The organism is Campylobacter concisus, assembly GCF_015679985.1.
Taxonomy (GTDB): Bacteria; Campylobacterota; Campylobacteria; order Campylobacterales; family Campylobacteraceae; genus Campylobacter_A; species Campylobacter_A concisus_AC.
Genome location: NZ_CP049239.1, coordinates 1,739,872 through 1,758,984 on the forward strand (window position 1 = coordinate 1,739,872; position 19,113 = coordinate 1,758,984).

18 protein-coding genes and 1 pseudogene are annotated in these 19,113 nt (G+C 40.4%); 5 read left to right on the plus strand and 14 right to left on the minus strand.

Going from position 1 to position 19,113, the window contains the following annotated elements:
* The first annotated feature begins 1 nt into the window (after nt 1).
* The 3 genes from G5B98_RS08990 to G5B98_RS09000 all read left to right on the plus strand — a co-directional run bounded on the left by G5B98_RS08990 (nt 2) and on the right by G5B98_RS09000 (nt 4,689).
* A complete protein-coding gene (locus G5B98_RS08990; RefSeq protein ID WP_196086733.1) occupies nt 2-1,537 on the plus strand; it encodes a cytochrome ubiquinol oxidase subunit I in 1,536 nt (511 codons plus the stop codon).
* Nucleotides 1,527-2,654 carry a cytochrome d ubiquinol oxidase subunit II gene (gene cydB / locus G5B98_RS08995; protein WP_232524636.1) on the plus strand — a complete coding sequence of 376 codons (1,128 nt, stop codon included), beginning with the start codon at nt 1,527-1,529 and terminating at the stop codon, nt 2,652-2,654. The genes G5B98_RS08990 and cydB overlap by 11 nt, the downstream gene beginning before the upstream one ends.
* A 265-nt stretch (nt 2,655-2,919) precedes the next feature.
* On the plus strand, nt 2,920-4,689 hold the full coding sequence (locus G5B98_RS09000) for an aryl-sulfate sulfotransferase (protein ID WP_196086735.1): 1,770 nt from the start codon (nt 2,920-2,922) through the stop codon (nt 4,687-4,689).
* Between the two features lie 35 nt (nt 4,690-4,724).
* Here G5B98_RS09000 and G5B98_RS09005 read toward each other — a convergent pair whose 3' ends face one another.
* Nucleotides 4,725-5,075, minus strand: coding sequence for a hypothetical protein (locus G5B98_RS09005; protein ID WP_196086736.1), 351 nt, complete (start codon nt 5,073-5,075; stop codon nt 4,725-4,727).
* Between the two features lie 75 nt (nt 5,076-5,150).
* Nucleotides 5,151-5,354 (minus strand): hypothetical protein, encoded by a 204-nt coding sequence (locus G5B98_RS09010; RefSeq protein ID WP_196088170.1) that lies wholly within the window; start codon nt 5,352-5,354, stop codon nt 5,151-5,153.
* Between the two features lie 243 nt (nt 5,355-5,597).
* Here G5B98_RS09010 and ilvD point away from each other — a divergent pair, with 243 nt between their 5' ends.
* Both ilvD and rmuC read left to right on the plus strand, forming a co-directional pair.
* Complete coding sequence (gene ilvD, locus G5B98_RS09015) at nt 5,598-7,271, plus strand: dihydroxy-acid dehydratase (protein ID WP_196086737.1); 1,674 nt, start codon at nt 5,598-5,600, stop codon at nt 7,269-7,271.
* Between the two features lie 80 nt (nt 7,272-7,351).
* Nucleotides 7,352-8,920, plus strand: a complete 1,569-nt coding sequence (rmuC, locus tag G5B98_RS09020; protein WP_196086738.1) for a DNA recombination protein RmuC — start codon at nt 7,352-7,354, stop codon at nt 8,918-8,920.
* A 29-nt stretch (nt 8,921-8,949) separates the two neighbouring features.
* Here rmuC and G5B98_RS09025 read toward each other — a convergent pair whose 3' ends face one another.
* The 12 genes and pseudogenes from G5B98_RS09025 to G5B98_RS09090 all read right to left on the minus strand — a co-directional run bounded on the left by G5B98_RS09025 (nt 8,950) and on the right by G5B98_RS09090 (nt 19,082).
* A complete protein-coding gene (locus G5B98_RS09025; protein WP_149712350.1) occupies nt 8,950-9,240 on the minus strand; it encodes a DUF5339 domain-containing protein in 291 nt (96 codons plus the stop codon).
* 110 nt (nt 9,241-9,350) lie between these two features.
* Nucleotides 9,351-9,995: a ferritin family protein gene (locus G5B98_RS09030; RefSeq protein WP_196086739.1), complete on the minus strand. Its 645-nt coding sequence runs from the start codon at nt 9,993-9,995 to the stop codon at nt 9,351-9,353.
* 93 nt (nt 9,996-10,088) lie between these two features.
* The gene (locus G5B98_RS09035) at nt 10,089-10,271 is read right to left on the minus strand and encodes a DUF2798 domain-containing protein (RefSeq protein ID WP_346010436.1); all 183 of its coding nucleotides are present in this window, start codon (nt 10,269-10,271) and stop codon (nt 10,089-10,091) included.
* Nucleotides 10,272-10,309: 38 nt separating this feature from the next.
* Nucleotides 10,310-10,870 (minus strand): NAD(P)H-dependent oxidoreductase, encoded by a 561-nt coding sequence (locus tag G5B98_RS09040; protein WP_196086740.1) that lies wholly within the window; start codon nt 10,868-10,870, stop codon nt 10,310-10,312.
* Between the two features lie 139 nt (nt 10,871-11,009).
* Complete coding sequence (locus G5B98_RS09050; protein ID WP_196086741.1) at nt 11,010-11,171, minus strand: hypothetical protein; 162 nt, start codon at nt 11,169-11,171, stop codon at nt 11,010-11,012.
* 8 nt (nt 11,172-11,179) lie between these two features.
* On the minus strand, nt 11,180-11,860 hold the full coding sequence (locus tag G5B98_RS09055) for a putative quinol monooxygenase (protein ID WP_196086742.1): 681 nt from the start codon (nt 11,858-11,860) through the stop codon (nt 11,180-11,182).
* Between the two features lie 15 nt (nt 11,861-11,875).
* Nucleotides 11,876-13,312: a subtype B tannase gene (locus G5B98_RS09060; protein WP_196086743.1), complete on the minus strand. Its 1,437-nt coding sequence runs from the start codon at nt 13,310-13,312 to the stop codon at nt 11,876-11,878.
* A 69-nt stretch (nt 13,313-13,381) separates the two neighbouring features.
* Entirely contained in the window at nt 13,382-14,152 is a 771-nt protein-coding gene (locus G5B98_RS09065) for an SDR family NAD(P)-dependent oxidoreductase (RefSeq protein ID WP_196086744.1), read from the minus strand.
* Nucleotides 14,149-14,790, minus strand: a complete 642-nt coding sequence (locus G5B98_RS09070; RefSeq protein ID WP_148821844.1) for an NAD(P)H-binding protein — start codon at nt 14,788-14,790, stop codon at nt 14,149-14,151. The genes G5B98_RS09065 and G5B98_RS09070 overlap by 4 nt, the downstream gene beginning before the upstream one ends.
* Before the next feature lie 29 nt (nt 14,791-14,819).
* The gene (locus G5B98_RS09075; protein WP_148821845.1) at nt 14,820-15,965 is read right to left on the minus strand and encodes an iron-containing alcohol dehydrogenase; all 1,146 of its coding nucleotides are present in this window, start codon (nt 15,963-15,965) and stop codon (nt 14,820-14,822) included.
* 75 nt (nt 15,966-16,040) lie between these two features.
* Complete coding sequence (locus G5B98_RS09080; protein WP_148821847.1) at nt 16,041-16,715, minus strand: anaerobic ribonucleoside-triphosphate reductase activating protein; 675 nt, start codon at nt 16,713-16,715, stop codon at nt 16,041-16,043.
* Nucleotides 16,716-16,799: 84 nt separating this feature from the next.
* Nucleotides 16,800-19,082 (minus strand): annotated as a pseudogene (locus G5B98_RS09090) (ribonucleoside triphosphate reductase).
* Nucleotides 19,083-19,113 lie beyond the last annotated feature (31 nt).

The window sequence follows — 19,113 nt, forward strand, 5'->3', positions numbered from 1 at the left end:
AATGTCTGAGATGGATTTTGTTGACTGGTCTAGGGCTCAGTTTGCGCTGACTGCCATTTACCACTTTTTGTTTGTCCCACTTACTTTGGGACTAAGTTTTATCATCGCCATTATGGAGACGATATATGTCAAAACTGGTGACAAAGCCTGGCTTGAGATAACGAAATTTTGGCTAAAGCTCTTTGGTATAAATTTCGCTATCGGTGTGGCTACTGGCATCATCATGGAGTTTGAGTTTGGTACAAACTGGGCGAATTACAGCTGGTTTGTCGGCGATATATTTGGCGCTCCTCTTGCGATTGAAGGCTTGCTCGCATTTTTTATGGAGAGTACATTTTTTGCCATTATGTTTTTTGGCTGGGAAAAGGTTAGTAAGAAATTTCACCTACTTTCAACTTGGCTTGTCGCGATCGGTTCAAATTTAAGTGCACTTTGGATCTTGATCGCAAATGGCTGGATGCAGTATCCAATAGGCATGAAATTTAACCCAGATACCGCCAGAATGGAGATGGAGAATTTCTTTGAAGTTGCGCTAAATCCTCTTGGAATTAGCAAATTTTTACACACAGTAACTAGCGGCTACACCATCTCAGCTATCTTTGTGATAGGAATTTCTGCTTGGTTTTTAATCAAAAAACGCCACATCTTGCTAGCTAAAAAAAGTATCGTGGTTGCTAGCGCATTTGGACTTATCACTTCGGCATTTTTACTACTTAGCGGCGATGAGAGCGCATATTTTGTAGCTCAAAAGCAGCCTATGAAGCTAGCAGCCATGGAGGGACTTTACAAGGGCGAGACTAACGCTGGGCTAGTTGCTGCTGGTATTTTAAACCTAGCTAAAGAGCTTGGCGACGAGAGCGAGCCATTTTTGCTTGAGATAAAGGTGCCTTACGCACTTGGTATCATGGCAAACAGAGGGCTTGACTCATTTACACCAGGTATAAATGACCTACTTTATGGCAATAGCGAGCACAATCTCATGAGCGTTGAGGAGAAGATGGCAAAGGGCAAAGTAGCTATCGAAGCTCTTAAAAACTACAAAGAGGCTAAAAAAGCAAATGACGAGAGTTTGATGAAAAGCTCGCTTTCAAATTTAGAGAGCAACCTAAATTTCTTAGGATATGGCTATCTTAAAGACGCAAAAGAGGCCGTGCCACCAGTTGCACTTACATTTTATAGTTTCCACATTATGGTCGCACTTGGCACTTACTTCATAGCTCTTTTTGCTATTACGCTCTATCTAAATCTTTCAAGAAAATATAAATTTGAAAACATAAGAGCGTTTTTGTGGATCTGCCTCTTTACCATACCGCTTGGCTACATCGCAGCTGAAGCTGGCTGGATAGTAGCAGAGGTCGGTCGTCAGCCTTGGGTGATACAAGATCTCATGACCGTTGGCGTTGGTGCTACGAATTTAGCAGACTCAAATATCAAAATTTCATTTATATTATTTGCTGTTTTATTTACGGTCTTGCTGATTGCTGAGATCAAAATCATGCTTAAGCAAATAAAGATAGGATTTAATGATCATGCATAGTTTAAGCTTAGAAAATTTACAAATTTATTGGTGGTTTATAGTTAGCCTTCTTGGCGGACTTTTGGTCTTTATGATGTTTGTTCAAGGTGGCCAGTCGCTCATCTTTAGCCTTGGCAAGGACGAGCTTAAAAAAGACATGCTCATAAATTCTATCGGTAGAAAATGGGAGCTTACATTTACGACGCTTGTTATGTTTGGAGGCGCGTGCTTTGCGGCGTTCCCGCTATTTTACGCTACTAGCTTTGGTGGCGCTTACTGGGTTTGGCTGGCTATTTTATTTTGCTTTATCATCCAAGCTGTAAGCTACGAGTACCGCAAAAAGCCTGATAACTTCTTAGGCGCTAGAACTTATGAAATTTTCCTTTTCATAAATGGCTCACTTGGCGTTATCCTTATTGGCATGGCGGTTAGTACATTTTTTAGCGGCAGTGACTTTGTGCTAAATGAGCATAACTTTGTCGAGTGGAAGACTCCATTTCGCGGCCTTGAAGCATTGGCAAATCCTTACTTGTATTTGCTTGGCATAGCGATGTTTTTCCTATCTCGCGTAGGCGGCTGCTTGTATCTTATAAATAACATCGCTGATGGCGAATTTATACAAAATGCTAGAAAACAGCTATTTATCAACACCGTGCTATTCTTGCCATTTTTCCTAGGCTTTCTTGCTTGGGTGCTTACAAAAGATGGCTTTGTATACGACGCAAACGGCGTAGTTAGCCTTATGCCTTACAAATATGCTATAAATTTGATCGAAATGCCTATCGTTGGCATATTGCTTCTTGTTGGCGTTGTTTTGGTACTTGTTGGAATTTTCCAAGGGGCATTTACAAAAAGTATTCGTGGAATTTTTGCTTACGGCCTTGGTGTAACACTGGCCGTGACTGCACTATTTTTAATAACTGGCCTAAATGGCACTGCATTTTATCCATCATTTAGCGACCTTGCTAGCTCGCTAACTATCAAAAATGCAAGCTCTAGCCACTACACACTTGGCGTTATGGCCTATGTTAGCTTACTAGTGCCAGTAGTGCTTGCTTATATCATCGTCGTCTGGAGAGCGATAGATAGCAAGAAGATCACGCAAGACGAGATCAAAAACGATCATCACGCATACTAAGGATAAAAGATGTTAGAAGCAGGAATTTTTTTGATACTTTGGCCAGTGACACTATTTGCTAGCTACAAATTTGTTCTTTTTTCTCTTAAGAAATTTGACGCAAATAACTAAAATTTAGGGGCATTTGCTCCTAAATTCTTCTTTTCATTTTTACCCTTTAAAACGACTCTTTTATAAATTTACTTAAGCCACTTTTCATATATGCGTTAGTTTTGTGTGAAATTTGGGTAGTAAGATATCATTAAATTTTATTAAAGGAGCAAAAATGAGCAAGAATTTCTTAGGTTCTGTTGCCCTTGCGGCTGTTTTGGTTAGTGGTCTTAGTATAGGCATCACGCCACTAGAGGCTGGAGTCCTGGCTCATCACGTAAAGGTTCAAGGCGAGCTTGGATCAGTCTTTATAAATCCATATGACGTATCGCCTCTAACTGCTATCATTGATAGAGCTGGCAAAGACATCAAAGATATCCACGTCAAAGTAAAAGGCAAGCCAGATGGAGGCATCGACATCGACTACAACGTCTCAGAGCATGCTTTGCTTACGCATGATGGTGTGCCTATTTGGGGCCTTTATCCTGACTATCTAAACGAGGTCGTGCTTAGCTACACATTTAATGGAGCTAAAAAGGTAGAAACATATAAAATTTACGCCCAGCCTATCGTCACATATAGCCGTGATTTTAGATTTTCTCACATGCAAAAGACTCGCGTAAAAAAGGTCGATCCTGCCTTTAAGAACAGGCTCTATCTCATAAATAACACGATCACAAGCGTCTATAAACCGCTTGATTGGAAAAATGGCGGAGCTGCTAGTTGGAATGACTTTACCGAAAACTACATCGTAGACACCAAAGGTGAGGTTAGATGGTATCTTGACTATCAAAAATTTTACGACCGCAGCGAGAGAAGAGTGATGGATGGGGGCATGATGATGGGCTTTCATCAGCTCAAAAATGGCGATATCAGCTTTGGTATGGCTCAAAGATATCTAAGATATGACCTTATGGGAAAAGAAATTTATAACCGCCCGCTTCCAAGAGGCTACATCGATCTAAGCCATGAAGTTATGCCATTAAAGGATGATCACGCACTTCTTAGGGTTGGCAAATACAACTACCACCACAAAGATGGCAAAATTTCTCACACTATAAGAGATCACATCATTGAGGTCGATAGCACCGGTAAAGTGGTCGAAGAGTGGGATCTAAATGAAATTTTTGGCAACAATGTCTACCGTAGCAACCTCATAAAAGCGCTTGATGCTAGAGCTGTTTGCCTAAACATCGACATGGACGCAAAGGAGATAAAGATAAGTAATGATCTACCATTTGGCGATATCACCTCTACTGGCACAGGTAGAAACTGGGCTCACGTCAATTCGATCTCGTATGACGAGAGCGACGATAGCATTATCCTCTCACTTCGCCACCAAGGTATCGTAAAGATAGGACGTGGCAAGAAAGTAAAATGGATATTGGCTTCGCCTGAGGGCTGGAGTGAAGAATTTAAAGCCAAAGTGCTAACTCCAGTCGATAGCAAAGGCAATAAGATAAAATGCGAAAACTCAAAATGCGAGGGCGAATTTGACTGGTCATGGACTCAGCACACCGCATGGCTAACACCAAGATATGACAACAAAGGCAGCATAAAACACCTAAGCGTATTTGACAATGGCGATGCAAGAGGCATGGAGCAGCCAGCCTTTAAAGAGGATAAATACTCACGTGCAGTTGAATATAAGATAGATGAGAAAAAGGGTACGGTTGAACAAACTTGGCAGTTTGGTAAGGAGCGTGGCTTTGACTTTTATAGTGCAGTTACTAGCAACGTCGAGTGGCAAAAAGATAAAAATACCTACTTCATCTCAAGCTCAAACGTAAATTTGCTTAAGCCAGATAAGACTATCAAAATGGTTTTAGTTGAGATCGATCCAAATACAAATGAGATCAAATTTGAGATGGATGTGGACTCTGCTTCAAGAGATGATGTTGCTTATAGGGCGATGGTTATTGATCCGGAGGTATTTAGTTATTAGCAGTATCTGGTGTGAGATTTTTCTCGCACCAGCTTTTAGTTGTTGTTTTGAAATTTATAGATTGCTTCTTTGATTCTAGTAAGGTTAAAATTTATCGCTCGCTCTAGTTCTGGCAAGTCTATATCTTTATCCGCTTCAAACACTTTTACCATTTCGCTTAGCTCTTTTGTCTCATCACTTTCAAGAACTGTGCTTTTAAAATTATCATCGTCTATCTGGTCAAATTTTAAAAAGATCGATGCAAATTTATCTTTCAAAATTTCTTTATTTAGCTTTCTATTTTCCAAAGCTTTCTTTGTTCCACCATTTTTATTACAGGTTCTAAATATAGAATCTATTGTTTCATTCACTTCATCAAGTAAAATTTCTGTTTTTTCACTTTGCATATAAAACTCTCTTAACTATAAATTAAATTTAAAATAAAAGCTAAATCGCTCTTGTTTTGGAGATTAGAAGTTGTTTTACTTCTTCGCGTAAAAAGGAAAAATTAAAGTTGTATTTGTGAAGTTATTTTCATAAAAGTTTGCGCCAGAATTTAAAATTTTAGTTTGCATTGGCATCACTTTTATGCCCTCTATTTTTACGATCATTTTCTCATCCTTGTTAAAAAATTTTATCGCATTGTATAAATTTTCATAAGTCTTGTAAATTGTACCAAGGTACAATAAAGCCCTATAAATCAATATTTATAACACATTGATAATATTTTTACGTTATTATTTTGCATACTGCTTTGATTAAAATTACCGAAATTTCGTAGCTATTTAGCTCATCCTTTTTGACTAAATTTTAAAAATTTAATGTGTTATTTATGTAATAAAAAAATTTTTAAATTTGCAAAATTTTTTTAAAATCTTTGATACTTTATATGTGATAAAATCCTCTCAAATTTTAAAAAAGGATCAAATTTGAGAAGCGATATAATCAAAAAAGGCTACACAAGAGCCCCACACCGCTCACTTTTACGTGCGACTGGGCTAAAAGACGATGACTTTGCTAAACCCTTTATCGGCGTTGCAAACAGCTTTATAGAGATCATTCCAGGGCACTTTTTCTTAAACAAATACGCACAAATTTTAAAAGATGAAATTCGCAAAAATGGCTGTATTCCATTTGAGTTTAACTGTATCGGCGTAGATGATGGCATCGCGATGGGGCATGGAGGCATGCTATATAGCTTGCCTAGCCGCGAGATCATCGCAAACTCGATAGAAACCGTGATGAACGCTCATGCACTTGACGCACTTGTTTGTATGCCAAACTGCGACAAGATCGTCCCTGGCATGGTTATGGGTGCTTTAAGGGTCAATGTCCCAACCGTGTTTGTAAGCGGTGGCCCAATGAAAAAGGGCTACACAAAAGATGGCAAGCCGATTGATCTTGCGACTGCGTTTGAGGCGGTTGGTAAATTTGAGACCAAAGAGATAGACGAAGCCGAGCTAAGAGATATCGAGTGCAATGCATGTCCAAGCGGTGGCAGCTGTAGCGGTATGTTTACAGCAAATTCTATGAACACGCTTTGTGAAGCGATGGGTATAGCGCTCCCTGGCAACGGCACCATCCTGGCGCTAACTCCAGAGCGTGAGGAGCTCATCAGGCAAGCTGCTCGTAGAATTTGCCAGATCGCCCTTGATGAGAAATTTAAGATAAGAAACATACTAAATGAAAAGGCGATCCGCAACGCTCTTGTCGTTGATATGGCAATGGGTGGTAGCAGCAACACCGTCCTTCACATGCTAGCTATCTCAAGAGAAGCTGGCGTAAATTTAGACATCAAAGAGCTAAATAAGATCAGCCAAAACATCGCTCACATCGCTAAGATCAGCCCAAGCTTGCCAAATGTGCATATGGAGGATATCGGCAGAGCTGGTGGTATGAATGCAGTGATAAAAGAAATTTCACGCAGAGATAATGGCATGCTAAATTTAGACAATCTCACAGTTAGTGGCGAAACTCTGGGAGAGCGCGTAAAGATAAGTGACATCAAAGATGAGAGTATCATTCACAAAGTAGAAAACGCCTATTCGCAAGTTGGCGGACTTGCCATTTTGTTTGGAAATTTAGCCAAGCAAGGCTGTGTCATCAAGACAGCTGGCATCGTTGGCGAGCGTAAATTTAGCGGCAAAGCAGTCTGCTTTAACTCACAAGACGAAGCTATAGCTGGCATTTCAAGTGGTAAAGTAGATAAAGGCGATGTCGTCGTCATCCGCTACGAAGGCCCGCGCGGAGGCCCTGGTATGCAAGAGATGCTAAGCCCTACCTCACTCATCATGGGACGAGGCCTTGGCGCAGACGTGGCTCTCATCACAGATGGTCGCTTTAGCGGAGCGACAAGGGGTCTAAGCATCGGTCACGTAAGTCCAGAAGCAGCTGAAGGCGGCATGATAGGCTTGCTACAAGACGGCGATATCATCGATATAGACGTCGATAAATACGAGATAAACGTTCGCCTAAGCGAAGCCGAGATCGCAAAGAGAAGAGCAGAATTTAAGCCAATTGATAAACCGCTAACATCTCGCTGGTTAAGGCAATACCGCAAACTAGTCACAAACGCAAGCAACGGAGCGGTGTTAGAAGCATAAAAATTTATCACAAAAGCAAGGAGTGGCCTCTTTGCTTTTTGTAAAACTATTAAAATTTCTTCATTTTTTAAGGATACTAAATGCAACAAGATTTCTATTTTTATGCTGCCATATTTTTAGGAGTACTATTTTTGATTGCGATATTTGTCATCTATTCATTTAATAGAGACAAACTCGAGCTAAAAAGAAATTTGGCGCAAAAAGAGCAAGAAAATTTTGAAATTTCATCAAATCTAACAAATTTAGTATCTAAAAATAGTGAAAATCTGCAGCTAATCAGTGAGCAAAAAGCAAGACTTATGTCAAATCACGAGCGAATAGACGAGCTCATCGGCGAGATCGATGCGCTAAAAACCAAAATAGCCCAAAAAGATGAAGCCGAAGACGCGATGGAGCGCGTGATAAACGAGCTTAAAGAGAGTATCGGTACAGCAAATGAAAGAGCCAAGAATAATGAGGCAAATTTCACTGCAACTCTAGCTGAGCTAAATCAAAATAAAAATGCTTTAACTGAAGCAAATGAGAGAGAAAATAGATTAAAACGTGATATGGCTGTGCTTAGAAATGAAATAGAAGCAAAAGAAAATAGCCTAAAAGAGCAGGAGACAAATTTATTAAAAGTAAAAAATGAATTAAATTTGGAATTTTCTAATCTTGCAAATAAAATATTTGAAGAAAAAAGTGCAAATTTCACACAAAATAGCCAAAATTCTTTAGATCTTTTACTAAAGCCATTAAAGGAGCAAATTTCAACCTTTCAAGAGCGCGTAAATGCAGTCCACGACGAATCAGTTAAAGGCATGAGCGCGCTAGGAACGCAGATTAAGCACATAAGTGAGATTGGTATCTCAATGTCAAAAGAGGCAAACTCGCTAGCCACTGCACTAAAAGGTAGCAATAAAACACTTGGTAACTGGGGCGAAATACAGCTTGAACGCACATTTGAGGCTTCTGGACTTATAAAAGATGAGCATTACTTGACACAACAAAATTTCAAGAACGAAGAAGGCAAACGTCTTATTCCTGATTTTATAGTAAAGATACCAGATGGCAAGCATCTAATAGTTGATTCTAAAGTCTCACTTATAGCTTACGAAAAGGCTATCACAGCCAGCAATGAAGAGGAGCTAAATTTAGCATTGAAAGAGCATATTGCTTCTATGAAAAATCACATAGATAGTTTAAATAGCAAAAATTACGGTGAAATCGTACCTGATAGCCCTGATTTTGTATTGATGTTTATACCAATTGAGCCGGCATATATCGAGGCTATAAAATTTGATAGTTCACTTTTTGACTATGCGTTTCAAAAGCACGTAATACTAGTATCTCACACTACGCTTATGCCTATTCTTCGCACAGTGGCAAATTTATGGCGCATAGAGCGTGGCAATGAAGAGGCCAAAAATATCGTAAAGAGTGCGATTAAAATTTATGATAAAGTCCGCAATGTGGCCGAGCACATGAATAGGCTTAGCAATACACTAAATACTGCAAATAAACATTTTAACGCCCTTGCATCAAGTTTTAGTGGTAGAGATGGTCTTGTTAGTAGACTTGAAAATTTTAAACGCTTGTCTCCAGACGAGCAAAAAGATATAGAAGTAAAAGAGATCAGCGTAAATAACGAATTAGAAAAAGAGGATTAGGATATGGCTAGAAAAACTAGCCATAAAATTTATTTTAAAAGACCTTGTTTTTTCATTTGATCCATTACTTGAGCAAACATCTCTTTAGCTTGTTTGCAAGTAGCGTCTTGTTGCTCTTTTGGAAGTGCAGCAAGTTGTTTCATAGATTGTGCTTTTTGATCTTCATACATTTTTACTTGTTGCTCTTGACCAGCTTGTTTGTAAGCTTCGACCATTTTGTCGATGTCTGAGAAGTAAGACTTGCAAGTATCTGTAAGATCTGCAGCGTTTAGGCTTAGTGCAAAGCCAAGAGTAGCTAAAACTAAAAGTGATTTTTTCATCTCTTTCTCCTTGTGAAAATTTAAGGAGATTATATAACTTTTTTATTTTAAATAGATTTAAATTTATTAAATTTAGCCAAGACAAGCGCCTTGGCTAAAATTTTGGCTTTTTAGCCTAAGAATTCGCGCTTAAAATACTCTTTTGGAGCTTTGCAAAGTGGGCAAGCGCCTGGAGCTTTTTTGCCTCTGTGAACGTGTCCGCACACTTCGCAAACCCAGATATCCTCTTCATCGCTCTCAAAAAAGCCCTCTTCATCAAGCATCTTTTTAAGCTCTAGATACTCCCTCTCATGCTCAACCTCAACCTTGCCGATCGCGTTAAATAGCCTTTCAACATCTCTTAGCTCTTCTTCTTTTGCGATCTTTGCAAAGTCTGGATACATCGTCGTATGCTCGTAGTTTTCGCCAGCTGCAGCGTCAAGTAAATTTTTATCCATCTTATCGATCGGATCGTTCATCATCTCGTGATATTTCTTAAATTCAGCCCTTGCGTGCCATTTTTCGTTTTCAGCTGCCTCGTAAAAGTGTCTAGCTATCGCGTGATAGCCTGCTTCTTTAGCTAGGTCGCCGTAAAGCTCATACTTGTTTCTAGCTTGTGACTCGCCAGCAAATGCCTTCATCAAATTTACCGCTGTTAAATTTTCAGTGATGCATTTCATCTCTTCGCCACAACAGGTTAGTCTGCCGCCGCCAACCTTTTGCACCTCGATCTCGTTGCCGCATTTTTCGCATTTGTATGTTTCGTACTGTCTCATTTTGACTCCTATTTTGATAAATTTTGAGTGGATTATAACCAAATAATTAAAATAAGTAAATAATAATTTTTATTGATAACGTATATTATTATTTTATTTTTTGCATAAAATTTGTGTGAGTTTTGTTACAAATGGAGAAACTAGCAAAAGCACAGGATAAGCTACTACAAAGGCTTTTACGTAGGCGATTAGCCAAATTTTAACAAAGCCATCAATAAAACCAAGGTTTAGATATGTCAGCACAAATGACATAAAAAACGCCATAAATGCTGACATTATAAACGCAAAAACATATTTATAAAATTTTGCTGGTATCATGAAATTTTACCTATCAGCTCGCCTAGCCTCTTTGCATGATCAAGCGCCTTTTCCTTCATCAAAGCAAGCTTTGCCTCATCGTGCCTGCTCTGATATGATAGCCCTCCGCTATAAACATAGCCTGCAAACTCCATGCCACACATATTTGCTAATGCCTTAAGTGGCGGCAAAAACTCCTCTATCTCGTAGCGCTGAAGTGCCTCTTTTTTATAAAGCTCCTCAGGCGCGCCAGAGGTAAATGAAAGCACCAGCTTCTTGCCACGTAGCTTATCTCCGCTGCTGCCATGAGAGAAGCCATGAACTAGCACATCTTCAAACCACTTTTGTAAAAGCGATGGCACGCCGTACCAGAAAAATGGATAAACAAGCACGATCACATCAGTCTTTACTAGCTTTTCTTGCTCGGCTTTTACGTCTATCACGTAGTTTTTATAAAGCTCGCTTAGTATGTCAAATTTAGCCTCTGGCACCTGCTTTTTTAGCTCGCTCAATATAATCTTATTTGCAAAGGAATTTTCAAGGTCAGTGTGACCTGATACAACTAAAATTTCACTCATTTTCGCCCCTTAAATTTACTTTCTTAAATTTACTTGCAAACAAAGCTACTTGCCTTGCTGGTATCTCCGCCCACGTATGTAGCCACCTTTGGATAGGCACACACCAAAAATTCCTTGCTAACGTAGGTCCTACTCTTAGCTAGCATGCTCTTTGGCGCTTCGCCCTTTCATTCGACCCCACATCTATGATTTCATTGTTTAAAATTTTCACATCTTTTAAACTCTCACATCCGGCCCTATCAAGAGCAAAAGTCGTGCTACCAATGAGTGCTAGTGCGCAAAAAAGCGAAATTTTTTTCATAAGATCTCCTAAAATTTTACCTTGCTAAATGAGGTCTCGTTTTTGAGACCAAAGCCGTCAAATTCGTCTATTAGCCCTGCTCGCTCTTTGGCGTAAGCCTTGTAGTTTTCGCTGTGGCGGTAGCTCTCAAAGCTAGCTTCGTCTTTGTAAATTTCAACCAGCACCCACTTGTTTGGCGCATCCTTTTTACTAAAGGCAAACTGCGCATAAGCGCCCTCATCTACGCTTTTTTGCATATATTTTTTGATGATCTTTTCAAATTTCGTATCGCTCTTTGCTAAAAGGCTTAAATTTGTGATGTGAAAGTAGGCATCTTTTAGCCTCTCCGGCGTTAAATTTTTAGAAAACGCAGCCCTCTTTTTTACACCAATAGCCTTTTTGCTAGCCAAAATTTCAGCGCTTACGCTTGCAAATTTCTTAAAATGCGCCGAGCTTATATGCTTTTTATAAGCCGCCTCGTCCTTGTAAAACTCAAGCAGGTAAAATAGCTCTGGCTTGCTCTTTGCGCTTGCAAAAAAGATCGCCTGTGTGCCTGGCTCGCTCTTTGAGCTAAGGATATTTTCCCTGCCAAGCTGTCTCAGCAAGCTCTTGTTATTTAGCGTTGAAAGCAGCTCGTATAAGCTCACTTTCGCCTCCGCCCCAAAGGCAAAAGCTGCCGAAAATACTAATAAAAATAGCTTTTTAATCATCAAATTTCCTTAAATTTATTTCTCAACCACTCTTTTAATCCAAGCAAAAAGCTCGTCTAAATCGTAGTCGCCGCCATGTCCTTGTCCCCAGATCGCTTCAAAATCAACCTCTTTGCCAGCATTTTTAAGCGAAAGCGCGAGCATAGCAGGTACGGCAAGGGCTAAGTCGGTGTCGTTTGTGCCCTGTCTTATGCGGTAAAATTTCGCCGCTTCATTATTTTTAGTGTAGTTCATCGCATTCATCATCTTTATGACGCTAGCCTCTGCCATCTCGCCCAAGCTTCGCTCTTTTGCAAATTTAGTAAAGTGCTTCGCAGGCGTTTTGCTATCGCCAAAAAGGTCATTTTCTGGATTTTCTAGCCCAAGGCCATCAAATGCAACCACCGCTTTGGCGCGTTTTAGCGAAGTGATGAAGTCCTCAAATTTGAATGTATATCCAAGCGAACAGCCCTGCGTATCAAGAGTGATAAATTTAGGCGTGAGCGTGCTTTTGTCGCTGCTTTTTGTAGCGGTAAATGCCTTTGAGATGAGGGCGTTTATATACTCCTTGAAGCTGCCCTCGCCGTTTTCATCAAGGCTTAGCGCGTGGCCTTTGGCGTCTTTTAAATTTAGCGAGTTTAGATAGGCTGGGAATTTGCTCTTTAGCTCGCGCGAGAGCTCTTTTTGCGTGGCGTTTAGCTCGCCTGTGATCATTTTTGGCTTTTTGCTCCTGTCGTTAAAAGAGTCCGCGTCAAGACTTGCAAAATCAATCCTCTCAAATTTATCCAAATCCCCAAACATCCACTCATACGCCTCGTCCTCATGCTCCAAATTTGTCACAGGGCAGTAGGCTGAAGCGGCATAAATTTGATCATCCGCCTTTGCAGCGCCTAGCTCTTTAAGATATGGCTCATACTCTTTTGCATTTGCGCTAGTGCCAAGAAGTGCCGACATCGCGCCGCCTGCGCTCGTACCGTTTGAGATGATCTTGTTTGCGTCGCCTGGCATAAATTTGTCGTTAAATTTAAGATATCTAACGGCCGCTTTTAGATCGACTATCGCAGCTGGTGCCTTGCCGATAAATTTCTCGCCATCTTTTAGCGTCCTACCCCTAGCGCCAACGCTTGCCACGACGTAGCCTCTAAGAAGCGCTTCAAGGGTGGCATTTGGTTTTTCGTTTTGGATTTCTGGCTTTTGTGGCATTGCGCTCATGTAGCCGCCGATCGCGTTTGGCATAAGGATAGCGCTCTTTTGGTCGCTAAATTTACCCTCTGGCACATAAAAATTTAGTACCTGATAGTCGCTAACCGGCTTTGCCACATAGACTATGCCTTCATATGCTCTAAATTTAAGCGTCCTCTCGCCAACTTGCACGCTTTTTAGCTCAAATTTGCTTTCATCAAATTTAAGTTCATTTCCAAAGCAAGCGCCCACCAAACAAACCCCTAAAATAGCAACTCTAACACCTTTCATGATCTGCCTTTTTATTTTGTCCTACTTTTTGCTCCACATCCTTGGCGTAGGCTACCAGGGCTTTAGCGCCTAGTTATCTTTTGGCTCGTATTTGACCGCATAGTCAAATTTTGGCTTACTTAGGCTAAACTCAAAGCTATCTCTATCGACCGAGCCAACGCAATAATGGCTATCATAAAGGCGAAGCAAAAACTCCGCCATCTGCTCGCTCGTATGATACTTTTTAAACGCTTTGTCGTAGTCGTAGTTCTCTTTGCTAGTTGCCACCATGCCAAATTCTGTCTTTGTGGCAGCTGGGGCCAGCACTTTTGCTTGCATCTTTGCCTGCTTATCTTGTGCTAGTTCGTGGTAAAGTCCCTCACTAAAGGCACTTACGAAAAATTTGCTAGCGCAGTACGTGACGGCGTTTGACACTATCTTGTAGCCGCCTATCGAAGATATGTTTATAAGCTGCGTATCTTTGTCCTTATACTTTTTCGTAAAGAGCGTTGAGAGCGTGACAAGAGAGATGATGTTTAAATTTATCATCTGTGTGATCTTGTCTAAATTTTGCTCGCCGACCTTGTTGTAGTCGCCAAAGCCAGCATTGTTTATAAGCGCTTTTAGCTCAAATTTTTCTAAATTACGCCAAAGAGAAAGAGCATTTTCTTGTTTTGAAAGGTCGCAAAGCTCTATCACCACATCGACATTTGCAAATTTAGCTATCTCGCTTTTTAGCTCCTTTAAAAGCTCGCCACGCCTTGCAACAAGGATCAAATTCTCCCCACTCTTTGCAAATGCCTTTGCCGCGGCCGCTCCTATGCCTGAGCTTGCTCCAGTGATGGCGATGTATCTTTTCACTTCGCATACTCCATAGGGCTATAAATTTTGACACCTTCGCTGTGGTCATCTTGCGCTACTTGCATGATCACTTTAGCGATGTCAGCCGCCCTCATCGGACGATACTCGTCAAAAAAGCCTTTTGGGATAAATTTAAACGCCTTTATCGCCATGTACTCGCCAAGCCTAAATTCCTTTCTCTCAGCCTCAATAAGTGGCAGCCTAGCGATGTGAAATGAGCTATATCCAAGCTCTTTTATCTTTGCTTCTGCTTGACCTTTTGCCTTTAGGTAAAACGAGCCTGACTTTCTGCTAGCACCTGCAGCCGAGAGCAAGACAAAACGTTTTGCGCCGCACTCCAAGCCAAATTTCGCAAAATTTAGCGGATAGGTCACATCGACTTTGTAAAACTGCTCCTTGTGCTTTGCCACCTTCATCGTCGTGCCAAGCGCGCAAAAGACATCATCAGCGATAAATGGCACCTCATCTTTTAGCTCGTCAAAATTTACTATCTTTACTTCAAGCTTTTCGTGAGTAAATTCTAGCTCATGCCTAGCAAGGGCGATAACCTTGTTGTAGTACTCACTCTCGCATAAATTTTTTAAAATCTCACTTCCCACAGCACCGCTAGCTCCAGCTATAAGGGCGATCTTTTTCATATCTTTCCTTTGTAAAATTTAGATAAATTCTATCTCGCTAAGGCAAAAATTTCACTTATGGCCTCTTTTGTATAAATTTGCTCCAAGCCCCTGCCCTTTGCGTAGTCATAAACTAGCGTCATGATCTCGTCTAAATTTGACTCATCAACGCCGATCTCAATTAGGCTTGTAGGTGTACCGATCTTGCTAAACCACTCTTTTAATTTCTCTATGCCTGCGTCTGCGTCATCCACGCCAAAAATTTCTTTGCCAAAGCGCTTAAATGCCTCTAAATTTCTACTCTTATACCACTTCATCCAAGCTGGCATCACGACACTTAGCCCAGCTCCATGCGCACAATCAACCACCGCACCTATGGCGTGCTCAATCATGTGGTTTGGATATGAGTAGCCAGCCGTGCCAACGTAAGTTAGGCCATTTAGCGCCATCGTCGCAGCCCAAGCAAACTCGCCTCTAGCGTCATAGTTTTTTGGCTCTTTTAGTAAAATTTCAGTCGTTTTCATAACGGTTTTTATGTTTGCTTCGATGTATAAATTTATGATCTCAGGCTGAATGCTAGCCGTAAAATAGCCCTCGATGCTGTGAGCAATAATGTCTGAGGCCGAATACACCAAATACTCTTTGCTCACGCTTGCTTGAAGCACTGGGTTTATCACTGAAACTTTTGGGTAAAGACATGCTCCGTGCATAGCAAATTTCTGTTTTGTGGCTTCGTTTGTGACGACCGAGCCGCCGTTCATCTCTGAGCCAGTTGCTGCAAGCGTTATGATGTCAAATATCATAAGCGCTTCACTTGGATCTTTGCCGGTAAAAAAGTCCCAAACGTCGCCGTTATATTTAGTTCCAGCAGCCACAGCCTTTGCCGTGTCAAGTACTGAGCCGCCGCCTATGGCTAGCACGCTATCGACGCCTTGTTTTTTAGCTAAATTTATGGCCTCATTTACCTTGCTTAGAACTGGGTTTGATTTCACACCACCGATCTTGCAAAACTCAATACCATTTGCGCTTAGGCTCTTTGTCGCCACGTCAAAAAGGCCATTTTGCTTGATCCTTTCACTACCATAAATAATAAGTGTCTTCTTAGCGCCAAATTCTCTCATATATCTGCCGATGTTTTGCTCTTTGTCTTTGCCAAATTCTATTCTTGTGGGATTTAAAAAGCTGAAGTTTTGCATAGTTTCTCCTTACTAAATTTTAATGATTATAGTTTTGCAAAGCAAAAATTTTTGTTAAAAATAATGAGTAGAAATTTAAAAGTTTCTTAGTTTGATAGGAAGTTTTGAGATTATTTTTTTCGGATCAAAGCTACTTTTAGCATCAACCAAATTTCCAAAATTTTCACCTGTGCTAAGGAATTTTTGCAAATAATAATTGCCTCTATATCCAAGGTCATAAAGAATTTCAGACATCAAAGAAATATCTGTTTCATCTAAAAAATCTGCATGCACGGTTGTTCTTACTTCAAAATCAAAATTTATCTCAAGCAGATATTTTAGTGTACTAATAAATTTTTCATATAAATTTGAGCCAGTTACGCCAGCAAATTTCTCTTTTGGTGCTTTAAAATCAAGTGCAATATAGTCAATCAACCCTTCACCTATCGCCTCTTTTAAAATCTCAATATGAGAGCCATTTGTATCGACCTTTAGGCAAAAATTTCTTGACTTAACCTCTCTTGCGAGTTTTAAAAACAAAGGATTTGCCGTGCATTCGCCACCGCTAAATACGATGCCATTTAGCTTACCTATACGGCGGTCTAAAAAGCTACAAACCTCATTCATACTTATAGTACCATTTGAGTTTACAACCTCTACGTTGTAGCAGTATACACACCGCATATTACAGCCTGCAAACCAAACTACCGCTGCCACTTTGTCTGGATAATCAAGCGTAGTAAATGGCGTTATGCTAAAGACTTTATGCAAATTTGTGGACCTTTTGAGATTTAAAAGGCACAGAAGATTGTGCCTTTTTTATTTGAGTTTTTATGTTTTTATTGGCTGCGGTAATTATCTTTTGCAGCAACTTGCGTATTCATCAAATTTAATACGCTCTTTATGCTCGCCTTTTTTACCAAGGTTAAAGCTCTCAACTGGGCGATGATAACCCATAACACGAGTATAGACTACGCATTTTGTGCGTTTGTCTTGTACTTTTTCCAAAATTTCTTTTTCTGTCATTTCCTCTCCTTATTTGGAATTGTTTTTCTCTTTTTCTATTAATTCTGCATCACAAAGTGGACAAAATTCATGCTCTCCAGCAATGTAGCCATGTTTTGAACAAACGCTAAACACAGGCGTTATCGTGATATATGGAAGCTTATAATTTGAGATTATGCTCTTTACAAGCTCCTTGCAAGCTTTAGGTGAGCTAATCCTTTCTTTCATATAAAGGTGAAATACTGTGCCGCCAGTATATGAAGTCTGAAGATCATCTTGCAAATCAAGCGCCTCATAAGCATCATCTGTAAAATTTGCTGGAAGCTGGGTTGAGTTTGTGTAGTAAATATTCTCCCCGCCACCTGCTTGGATGATGTCTGGATAGCGCTTTTTATCCTCTTTGGCAAAGCGGTATGTTGTGCCCTCAGCTGGAGTCGCCTCAAGGTTGTATAAATTTCCAGTCTCTTCTTGAAATGTCCTTATCTTGTCGCGCAAAAACTCAACCATCTCAATAGCAAAATCTCGTCCAAATTTTGTTGAGATATTCTCTTTATCATTTGTGAAATTTCTAAGAAGCTCGTTCATGCCATTTATACCGATTGTGCTAAAGTGGTTGTTAAAGTGCTTTAGATATCTAGCCGTATAAGGATAAAGCCCTCTATCATACATCTCTTGGATAAATTTACGCTTTTTTTCAAGCGTTGATTTAGCAAGTTCTAAAAGATAGCTTAGCCTGTTATAAAGTGCGACTTTATCGCCTTTGAAGTTGTATCCTAGGCGAGCCAAATTTATAGTAACGACGCCGATAGAGCCTGTCATCTCAGCACTACCAAAAAGGCCACCACCTCGTTTTAAAAGCTCTCTTAGATCAAGTTGCAAACGGCAGCACATAGAGCGGACATGCCCTGGTTTGTAGGCTTTTTCGTTTTCTATCTTATTGCCATTTTCGTCATAAGTATATTGTGAGCCGATAAAATTTTGAAAGTAGCTTGAGCCCATTTTGGCGGTATTTTCAAAGAGTACATCCGCCACTTCGCTATCCCAGTCAAAATCCTCTGTGATATTTACCGTTGGTATCGGAAATGTAAAAGGCTGTGAGCACTTATCGCCAGCTGTTAAAACCTCGTAAAATGCCTTATCTATGCGTGCCATTTCAGGCTCGAAGTCCTTGTAGGTCATATCAATCAAATTTTTCCTGCCACGCTCGTTTGCTTTTTTCAAAATTTTCTCATCTTTTACATTCGTAAAGAGGTGTATATCATCGCTCGTTGGGATCTGATCTCTTAGGTCGCTTGGGCAGGTGATGTCTATTGTTACGTTTGTAAATGGACTTTGTCCCCAGCGTGCAGGCACATTTAGGTTGAAAATAAAGCTAGTTATCGCCTTTTTGATCTCGGTATCACTTAGATCATCTTTAAAAACATAAGGCGCAAGGTAGGTGTCAAAGCTAGAAAAAGCTTGAGCGCCAGCCCACTCGCTTTGCAAAATTCCTAAGAAATTTGCCATCTGATAAAGCGCCTCTCTAAAGTGCTTTGGAGCCCTGCTCTCGACCCTGCCACGAACGCCGTTAAAGCCCTCATTTAGCAAGGCTCGTAGGCTCCAGCCAGCACAATACCCTGTAAGGCAGTCAAGGTCGTGGATGTGATAATCGCCATTTCTATGAGCTAGACCTTCTTCTTTGTTATAAACTGCATCTAGCCAGTAGTTTGCTATGACTTTGCCGGCGGTGTTGTTTATAAGGCCTGCGTTTGAGTAGCTAGTGTTTGAGTTTGCAGAAATTCTCCAGTCGGTGCCGTTTATATATTCATTTATGGTTTGGGTCGAGTTTATATAGGTCGTGTCGGCGTTTAGACCTAAAATTTGCTCGCGTTGAAGCTTATGTGTGTGGCGGTAGAGCATGAAGCTTTTTAGGACGTTGAAGTAACCACCAGCAAATAGCTCTTTTTCGATCGCATCTTGGATGTCCTCGACTGTTATTGCGCTTGATTTTTGAAAGATATCTTGGACTACGTTTGTAAAAACTTGCTCGTCATAAGCCACATTTTCGCTTGCAAATGCCTTTTTTATCGCATCTACTATCTTGTATGCTACAAATTCTTGTCTTGTGCCGTCTCGTTTTAAAATCTCACGCATCACTCACTCTTTCCGATTGTTTTTTTAATAT

Bases quoted from the DNA above. Each gene is read 5' to 3' on its own strand.
- rmuC (WP_196086738.1), top strand. From the start codon at position 7,352: ATGCAACAAGATTTCTATTTTTATGCTGCCATATTTTTAGGAGTACTA.
- G5B98_RS09070 (WP_148821844.1), bottom strand. From the start codon at position 14,790: ATGAAAAAGATCGCCCTTATAGCTGGAGCTAGCGGTGCTGTGGGAAGT.
- G5B98_RS09040 (WP_196086740.1), bottom strand. From the start codon at position 10,870: ATGAGTGAAATTTTAGTTGTATCAGGTCACACTGACCTTGAAAATTCC.
- G5B98_RS09030 (WP_196086739.1), bottom strand. From the start codon at position 9,995: ATGAGACAGTACGAAACATACAAATGCGAAAAATGCGGCAACGAGATC.
- G5B98_RS09050 (WP_196086741.1), bottom strand. From the start codon at position 11,171: ATGAAAAAAATTTCGCTTTTTTGCGCACTAGCACTCATTGGTAGCACG.
- G5B98_RS09025 (WP_149712350.1), bottom strand. From the start codon at position 9,240: ATGAAAAAATCACTTTTAGTTTTAGCTACTCTTGGCTTTGCACTAAGC.
- G5B98_RS08990 (WP_196086733.1), top strand. From the start codon at position 2: ATGTCTGAGATGGATTTTGTTGACTGGTCTAGGGCTCAGTTTGCGCTG.
- G5B98_RS09035 (WP_346010436.1), bottom strand. From the start codon at position 10,271: ATGTCAGCATTTATGGCGTTTTTTATGTCATTTGTGCTGACATATCTA.
- G5B98_RS09005 (WP_196086736.1), bottom strand. From the start codon at position 5,075: ATGCAAAGTGAAAAAACAGAAATTTTACTTGATGAAGTGAATGAAACA.
- G5B98_RS09000 (WP_196086735.1), top strand. From the start codon at position 2,920: ATGAGCAAGAATTTCTTAGGTTCTGTTGCCCTTGCGGCTGTTTTGGTT.
- G5B98_RS09075 (WP_148821845.1), bottom strand. From the start codon at position 15,965: ATGCAAAACTTCAGCTTTTTAAATCCCACAAGAATAGAATTTGGCAAA.
- G5B98_RS09055 (WP_196086742.1), bottom strand. From the start codon at position 11,860: ATGATTAAAAAGCTATTTTTATTAGTATTTTCGGCAGCTTTTGCCTTT.
- G5B98_RS09060 (WP_196086743.1), bottom strand. From the start codon at position 13,312: ATGAAAGGTGTTAGAGTTGCTATTTTAGGGGTTTGTTTGGTGGGCGCT.